Source organism: Deltaproteobacteria bacterium (genome assembly GCA_030654105.1).
Classification (GTDB): Bacteria; Desulfobacterota; SM23-61; order SM23-61; family SM23-61; genus JAHJQK01.
The window spans coordinates 1-7,059 of record JAURYC010000206.1; the positions used below are offsets into that span (position 1 = coordinate 1).

Here is a 7,059-nt window from a genome sequence, read left to right on the forward strand (position 1 = left end):
TTCTTTGCTGAAAGAAAAGCACAATCTCGTTCCCGGGTTGGTAACGATCTTAGTGGGTGAGAATCCGGCATCGGTAAGTTATGTCACTGGAAAGCAGAAGACTGCCAAGGAACTGGGATTCTATTCTGTTCAGGACAACCAGCCTGTCGATATTTCTGAAGCGAAGCTTTTGGAGTTGATCGATAAATATAATAAGGATCCGAAGATCCACGGAATTCTAGTGCAGCTTCCCCTACCTAAACATATCAATGAAACCAGGGTTCTATATGCCATCGATCCCCAAAAGGATGTGGACGCCTTCCATCCCGTGAACGTGGGGAAATTAATGATCGGGGAAGCCGATTACCTGCCCTGCACTCCCTCGGGGATTCAACAGTTACTCATCCGCACCGGGGTGAAGATCGATGGAGCGGAGGTTGTGGTTTTAGGAAGGTCGAACATCGTGGGCAAGCCCATTGCCAACATGCTGCTCCAGAAACAAAAGGGCGCTAACGCCACCGTGACCATCTGCCACACCGGGACGAAGGATATTTCTTTGCACACCCGGCGTGCGGACATTCTGATCGTGGCTGCGGGTAAGCCCAAGGCCGTGACTGCCGACATGGTGAAAGAAGGAGCTGTGGTCATCGACGTCGGCGTAAACCGTGTAGGGATGACCAAAGAAGGGAAAGCCATCCTCTGCGGGGACGTCGACTTCGAAGCGGTGAAAGAAAAAGCAAGTGCCATTACCCCCGTGCCCGGGGGAGTGGGCCCGATGACGATTACCATGCTAATGCTGAACACGATAAAAGCAGCCAAAGTAGCCGCCGAGATTAAAAAATGAAAAGGATGATGATACATCTCATAGTAAACAAGGCAGGCAAAGGGTTAGGATAAGAAGGTCGCATTGCCAGTCAATTTGATGATATCGTAAAAGGTCTTTATAGACACGAAGCCATCCCATTAGGTTGCCGAGAGCATAGAAAGGAGGGGACGTTGGACTCGAAGACAATAGAATACCCGGTCATTTGGTTGCAATGTGCCACCTGCACGGGTTGTTTGATCTCCATCCTGAACTCCGTAAGTCCGACCATCAAGAACGTACTGATCGATGAGGTAATTCCCGGAAAACACGTAAACCTGCGCTTCAATGCCACGGTCATGGCCGGGGCTGGAGACTTGGCGATAGCCATCGCCGAGGAAACGGTTAAAAAAGTAAAAGGGGGATACCTGTTGATCGTTGATGGGTCCATTCCCACTGCCAAGAATGGGGTTTATGGTTCCATCGGAGAGAGAAACCACCAACCGGTCTCCATGGTGGAGCGGGTGATTGAATTTAGCCGAGATGCCCTGGCCGTGATGGCCGTAGGCACGTGCGCAACTTTTGGGGGAATCCCGGCCGCGGCCCCGAACCCGACGGGTTGCCAGGGATTAAAAGAGCTGCTGGAAAGTAAAGGGATCAAGACCCCCGTAATCAACGTTGCGGGATGTCCTCCCCACCCAGACTGGTTCGTGGGAACGGTGGCCAGCCTCCTTCTCAGCGGCCTTCCTTCTGCCGATCAGTTGGACGATTTCGGCCGCCCCTTAACCTTTTACGGCAAGCTCATCCATGAAAATTGCCAGCGGCGTGCTTACTTTGACGAGGGGAAATTTGCCAAAAAGCACGGCGATCCAGGTTGCCTTTACGAATTGGGATGTAAGGGGCCGATTACCTACGCCGATTGTCCTACGCGTCTCTGGAATACGGGGGTGAACTGGTGCGTAGGATCTGGTGGAGGATGCCATGGATGTACGCAACCCGAATTTCCGGATCTCGTCTCTCCTCTCTATGTGAAGACCATCGAGATCGAAACTGCCCCCAATAAATTATAAGGAGAAGCGACATGGGAAAAATTGTTATCGTCCCCATTACCCGGATAGAAGGGCATCTGAAGATCGAATGTCTGGTGGAGAACGGAATCATAAAGGAAGCCCGCAGCTCTGGCATGCTTTTCCGGGGTTTTGAGATCATCCTGCGAGGCCGAGATCCCCGGGATGCGCAAATCATCACCCAGCGTATTTGCGGCGTGTGTAACGTCTGTCATGCCATGGCCTCCACCTTTAATTTGGACAGTGCCTTCGGACTGGCGGACAAGATTCCGGACAACGGTCGCATTATGAGAAACCTGGCGGCGGGGCTGCATGTGGTTCAGGATCATATCCTCCATTTTTACCACTTAGCGGCCTTAGATTACGTGGATGTAACCAAAGTGGCCAAATATGAGGGGAGCGATGCGGATTTAAATTCCATTAAGGCTTTTATTGGCCGGGGGGAATTGGGACCTTTTGTCCCGCGGTATGAAGGGGATTATCGGCTGCCGGACGATGTGGATCGAGCTGCTGTTAGCCATTACGTAAAAGCTCTGGAAATCCGCCGCAAAGGACATGAAGCCGTAGCCATGCTCACCGGGAGGATCCCCCATACGGCGTCCATTGTTCCCGGAGGAATGGCTGAAGTTCCCACCGTGGATAAGATCGCTTCCATTCTCTGGCGTTTGAATGAACTGCGATCCTTCGTGGATAATGTCTATCTTCCGGATGTGCTGGCGGTGGCCGGGGTTTATTCCGACTACTTCCAAATCGGCGCCGGTTGCCAAAACCTTCTGGCTTACGGGGCTTACGACCTTGAGGGGAAAAATCCCGATTATACGCGGCGCCAACGCCTTTTCCAGCAAGGAACGATCTCCGCTGACTTGAAACTTCAACCCCTGGATCTGAGCAAAATTACGGAAGAAGTGCGCCATTCCTGGTACGAAAGCAATACTTCGAAGCTGCACCCTTCCACAGGAAAAACAGTTCCGGCGGATGAAAAAAGTGGGGCCTATTCATGGCTGAAAGCGCCCCGCTACGGTGGACGGGTATACGAAGTGGGTCCCTTGGCCCAAATGGTGACCACTTATGCGAGCGGAAATCCCAAGGTAAAATCTCTGGTCGATTCTACGTTGGCCCATTTTAAGGCCACACCTGCCGCTCTCTTTTCGGTCCTGGGACGACATGCCGCCCGGGCCTTGGCTGCCAAATATGTTGCCGATGCCATGGGGGAATGGCTGCTGCAGTTAAAGCCCGGAGAGCCGACATTCGTCCCTTATGAACTTCCCGAAGAAGCCCAGGGGGTTGGGATCATTGACGCTGCCCGAGGAGCCTTGGGCCATTGGATTGAAATCAAGGAGAAAAAGATAGCCAACTATCAGTGCGTGGTGCCAACCACTTGGAATGCTTCCCCCCGGGATGATTCCGGAACCCCCGGGGCCATCGAACAGGCGTTAACGGGGACCCGAGTGAAGGATGAGGCGAATCCCTTCGAGATCGTCCGCATCGTTCGCGCCTTCGATCCCTGCATCGCCTGCGCTGTTCATCTGATCACCCCCAAGGGAAATGAATTGGGGCGATTCCGCATTTATTAGGGCCGGAAAGGAGGAGAGCCCATGTTACTTTCGCAACAAAAGCCATTGGAAGAAATTTTACGTTTTTTGGACGGGGAAAAAAACATTTTTATTTTGGGGTGTAATGGTTGCGCCGAGGCTAGTGGTACCGGAGGGAAACCGCAGGTACTGGAGATGAAGGAAGCCTTGGAAAAGGCCGGGAAAAAAGTCACGGGGTTTAGCGTAGTAGATTTGCTTTGCCAAAAGGCTCTGGTGCAATCTCGCTTCCGCGGCAAGGCCAAAGAGGTCAAGGCAGCGGATTCCATCCTGGCCATGACCTGTGGCGTAGGGGTTCAGGCGGTGGCGGCCGTGAGTAACAAAGTAACGCACCCCGCTTGCAATACCCTTCCGCTGGGGGGGATGCGCGGAGAGTGGCAGGGCTCTGAACGTTGCCAGGAATGTGGCGACTGCGTCCTGGACTTGACGGGTGGCATCTGCCCCTTGACGGCTTGTTCAAAATCTTTGCTGAACGGGGCTTGCGGGGGGACCACCAAAGAAGGAAAATGCGAGGTGGACCAGGAAATGGAATGCGGCTGGCGGCTGATCTACGAAAGGCTAGAAAAGCTGGGACAATTGGAAAAGCTCCGCCAAATTTATGAGCCCAAAGACCACAGCAAAATGATGCCCCCGAAGGGCCTGCGGCTCTCTGAGCGATGGGCCCTGGAGCAGGGAAAATAAAGGAGGAGGGAGAGCATGGGTTTACAAGAGAGCTTGGCCTCTAAGAAATTCGTGGTAACTTCAGAAATTGGCCCTCCCAAAGGAATCCACATCCAAGAAATGCTGGCCGATGCCGATTTGCTGCGGGGGCGGGTGGATGCAATCAACGTAACCGATTTACAGAGTTCCGTCATGCGCTTGGGTTCTCTGGCGGTCTGTCATCTTCTGCAAGAGAAAGGGCTAGAGCCTATCTTTCAGATGACCTGCCGGGACCGGAATCGATTGGCCCTGCAAGCGGATTTGCTCAGCGCTTCCGTCCTGGGCATCAAAAACGTACTGGCGTTAACCGGGGATTATGCCTCTCTGGGGGATCATCCCCAGGCCAAGCCGGTATTTGACCTGGACTCGGTGAGCCTCCTGAGCGTAATCAAAACTCTGGAAACAGGCACGGACATGGTGGGCAATCCTTTGAGCGGGGCACCGAAGTTTTTTGCCGGAGCCGTAGTCAACCCCGGGGGAAATCCGGTGGAGGCCCAGATTTTCAAAATGGAAAAAAAGATTAAAGCCGGAGCTTCCTTTTTCCAGACCCAGGCGGTCTATGACGTGGGAGCCTTCGAGAAATTTATGAAACGGGTGGCGCCTTTCCGGGTTCCGGTTTTAGCCGGGATCATTTTGCTGAAATCTGCCGGTATGGCCCGGTTCATGAACAAAAACGTGGCTGGAGTTTTCGTTCCCGAGCCCCTCATCCAAAAAATGTCCAAGGCAGAAGACCGGGTGAAAACCAGTATTGAGATCGCGGCCGACTTGATCAAGGAGCTGAAGGGCCTGTGCCAGGGAGTGCACATTATGCCCATCGGATGGGAGAGCAAAGTGCCTGCCGTTTTAGAAGCGGCCAAATTGTGATCTTTTCCCCTCCGCAGCGGCAACGCGGATCGCCCCGGCCTACCCCACAAGGAACTGGGTGAAGCGAGGAGAGTTCGATGTGGGCAAGGCTCAAAATTCCAGAAAGGTTACCCTTCCGATCTTTGGGTTCTAAGCTGATTTTCAGCTTCTTGCTGGTCGTGTTAGCAGGGGGACTTGCTTCCACGATCATCGGAACCCGCATGGTGGGGAACACCATCATGGCCGAGGCGCAGAAAAAGGTCCGCCATGATCTGGATTCGGCCTGGATGGTTTACCAGGAGAAGCTCAGAAGGATTCAGGATGTTCTCCATCTTACTGCCAAAAGAGATTTAATCATGCGTGCTGTAACTGGAGGACAGGTGGAAGTTCTCCGCCAGGAACTGGAAAGGGTGCGCATCGATTACGGGTTGGATTTCCTCACCCTAACGGACAAAAAGGGAGTAGTTCTTACCCGGACCCGTACCCCTTACCAGGCAGGGGATTTTCAGGGCAACGATGAAATGGTCAGGAGAGCCCTGAAGAAAGAAATCGTCGCTGCCACCGAGATCGTCCCGCAGGAGGAACTGGCCAAAGAAGGGCCGGAGTTAGTACGCCAGGTCTACATGGAATTCGTTCCGACCCCGAAGGCCAAAGAACGGCCAGACACCCGGGAGACTTCGGGGATGATGTTAAAAGCGGCTGTTCCCATCCTGGACATTAATAATAATATTCTGGGCGTTTTGTATGGCGGGAACCTTTTAAACCGCAACTACGAAATTGTTGATAAGATCAAAGACATCGTTTTCAAGGGAGAGCGTTATAAAGGAAAAGACACGGGGACGGCGACCATCTTCCAATGGGACTTGCGCATTTCAACCAACGTCAAGGATAAAAGCGGGCTCAGGGCGATTGGTACGCGTATCGCCAGGGATGTTTATGATCAGGTCCTGGAGAACGGCCGGGCCTGGATTGACCGGGCGTTTGTGGTGAGTGAATGGTATATCGCTGCTTACGAGCCCATACGCAACGTCAAGGGAGAAATCATCGGCATCCTTTACGTGGGAACCCTGGAAGAGCCTTATACGGACCTGCGTAAAAATGTGATTTACAGTTTTTTCGGTGTGGCTTTTCTCGGACTGGTGCTGGTCCTGTTTCTGGCTTTTTTCATCACTCGCTCCATTACCCGGCCGATCGGGGAGTTGGTGAAGGCTACAGAAGTGATTGCTGGTGGGGATTTCTCCCACGAAGTTTCCATCCAGTCCAAGGACGAGGTCGGTCACCTGGCTTTTTCCTTCAACCGTATGATCCGCACCTTGAAGGACACGATGGAAGAACTTTACGTATTGAATAACAAACTCCAGGAGCTGAACCGGCATTATCTGGAAATGGTGGGTTTCATCACCCATGAGCTTAATCAGCCCATGGGAGTACTCAAAGGGTTCCTGATCTTGCTTAAGGACGAGGCGCTGGGCCCTTTAGTAAACCCAAACCAGAAGCAAGCCGTTGCTACCATGCTGCGGAACGTGAATGCTTTGATCAATATGATCCAAAAATACCTGCAACTCGGGAGAATTGAATCCGGAAAGATGGAAGTCAATAAAGTTCGTATTCCCATCTTTGCCGAAGCCCTCTCTTCCATCTTGGAAGATGAGAAGCCGCAACTCGACGCCCGAAAAATGCAAATGATAGTTGAAAACGAGGAGGCCTTCCGTAAAGTCGAGGGGGAGGCGGATCCAGTTCTCTTGCGCATTGTTTTCAGCAACTTGATCGGCAATGCCATTAAGTATGCCCAGGAAGGGGGGAAGATCTGGTGCGGTTTCAAAGAAGAACCGGAAGAACTTTTGTTTTACGTTAAAAACGAGGGCCGGGGGATTCCTGCCGATAAATTGGCTAAAGTTTTTGAAAAATTTACTCGCCTGGAAGGAGAGTTAGAGCGGCGCAGGGGAGGCACAGGCCTGGGGCTGTTTAACGCCAAGGAGATTATAGAAAGGCACGGGGGGAGGATCTGGGCAGAATCGGAGGAAGGGAAATGGGCTAAATTCTTGTTTACAATGCCCAAAGAAGGAAAAGGAAAATGATT

At 52.5% G+C, this 7,059-nt stretch carries 6 protein-coding genes; all 6 read left to right on the plus strand.

Going from position 1 to position 7,059, the window contains the following annotated elements; translation table 11 throughout:
- The coding region (locus Q7V48_08555) for a tetrahydrofolate dehydrogenase/cyclohydrolase catalytic domain-containing protein (protein ID MDO9210786.1) at positions 1-823 on the plus strand (823 nt) is incomplete at its 5' end.
- Between the two features lie 152 nt (positions 824-975).
- Positions 976-1,851 (plus strand): hydrogenase small subunit, encoded by an 876-nt coding sequence (locus Q7V48_08560; GenBank protein MDO9210787.1) that lies wholly within the window; start codon positions 976-978, stop codon positions 1,849-1,851.
- An 11-nt stretch (positions 1,852-1,862) separates the two neighbouring features.
- Positions 1,863-3,422: a nickel-dependent hydrogenase large subunit gene (locus Q7V48_08565; GenBank protein ID MDO9210788.1), complete on the plus strand. Its 1,560-nt coding sequence runs from the start codon at positions 1,863-1,865 to the stop codon at positions 3,420-3,422.
- A gap of 21 nt (positions 3,423-3,443) precedes the next feature.
- Positions 3,444-4,118 (plus strand): methylenetetrahydrofolate reductase C-terminal domain-containing protein, encoded by a 675-nt coding sequence (locus tag Q7V48_08570; protein ID MDO9210789.1) that lies wholly within the window; start codon positions 3,444-3,446, stop codon positions 4,116-4,118.
- A gap of 15 nt (positions 4,119-4,133) precedes the next feature.
- Positions 4,134-5,000: a methylenetetrahydrofolate reductase gene (locus Q7V48_08575; protein ID MDO9210790.1), complete on the plus strand. Its 867-nt coding sequence runs from the start codon at positions 4,134-4,136 to the stop codon at positions 4,998-5,000.
- A gap of 77 nt (positions 5,001-5,077) precedes the next feature.
- On the plus strand, positions 5,078-7,057 hold the full coding sequence (locus tag Q7V48_08580; GenBank protein ID MDO9210791.1) for a cache domain-containing protein: 1,980 nt from the start codon (positions 5,078-5,080) through the stop codon (positions 7,055-7,057).
- The last annotated feature ends 2 nt before the right edge of the window (positions 7,058-7,059 follow it).